Raw genomic sequence first — 1233 nt, 5'->3', positions numbered from 1 at the left:
CACGGCTGTCCCATCTAAAATATGTTGACTTTTGCTAAATTTATCTTTGAAGTTGTCATCAAAGGAATCTATTGTATTAGCTATGACTCAGGAAATATCCACCACTTTTGAAAATCACTTTAAAGATTTGAAAGATCCACGTGTTGATCGAACCAAATTATATCCACTTGTAGAAATTCTTTTTGTTACTTTGTGTGGCGCTATTTGTGGAGCTGAGAGTTGGCGTGATCTTGTATTGTTTGGCGAGGAGAAGCTAGATTACTTAAGAAAGCATTACGCTTTTGAAAATGGTATTCCTTCAAAAAACACGTTTGCCAGAGTGTTTGAAGCACTTGATACAGCAACATTCAAAGATTGCTTTATTGAGTGGGTGAAATCATTGCAGGCTATCGTTAATCAAGTTATTGCGGTAGATGGCAAAGCCTTGCGTAATAGTGCCGATAAAGTTGAAGGCAGGTCAGCCATTCATATGGTTAGTGCATTTGCTACAGAAGCACGATTAGTGCTTGCACAGCAAGCTGTTGATGAGAAATCAAATGAAATTACAGCAATACCTAAACTATTAAAACTACTTAACCTTAAAGGGCACATCGTCACGATAGATGCAATGGGAACTCAAAAAGCAATTGCCAAGCAGATCATTGAGCAAGGCGGTGATTATGTTTTGGCTCTCAAGGGCAATCAAGGTACGTTAAACGAGGATGTGAGATTATTTTTGGAGACAGAGGCAGCCAAAGCAAAGAATAATGCTATTTCATCACAGTGTGAGCACGTTGACAAAGGTCATGGTCGTATTGAAATTCGCAAATGTTATGTGAGCAATCAAATTGATTGGCTTACGCAAAAGTCACAGTGGGAAGGACTTAAAAGCATTGTAATGCTTGAAGAAACTCAAGAATCTAAAGGAAAAATAAGTGTTGAGCGCCGCTTTTTTATTAGCAGTTTAGATACCGATGCAGAGAAACTTGCTAATGCAATACGTTGTCATTGGCATGTTGAAAATAGTTTACACTGGGTTTTGGATGTTGTTTACAATGAAGATAGATCAACCGTTCGAAAGGGTAATGCTGCTGAGAATATGGCGATAATCAGGCATATGTCACTAAATATGCTAAATAATACAAAGGGGAAATTTAAGAACGTTGGCATCAAAGGATTACGTAAGAAAGCAGCCTGGGGAAATCAGACTTTAAGCACTATTTTGACTCAAGGTTTTTAGATGGGACAGCCGTG

At 38.3% G+C, this 1233-nt stretch carries 1 protein-coding gene; it reads left to right on the top strand.

All coding sequences use genetic code 11. The annotated features are described in order from the left end of the window. Nucleotides 1-82 precede the first annotated feature (82 nt). Nucleotides 83-1219: an ISAs1 family transposase gene (locus DNJ75_RS14850; protein WP_117004193.1), complete on the top strand. Its 1137-nt coding sequence runs from the start codon at nt 83-85 to the stop codon at nt 1217-1219. Nucleotides 1220-1233: the final 14 nt, after the last annotated feature.

This window comes from Cysteiniphilum litorale (genome assembly GCF_003428165.1).
GTDB classification, from domain to species: Bacteria; Pseudomonadota; Gammaproteobacteria; order Francisellales; family Francisellaceae; genus Caedibacter; species Caedibacter litoralis.
Note: the sequence above shows the minus strand (reverse complement) of the source record. Positions and strands in the feature narration are given on the sequence as shown.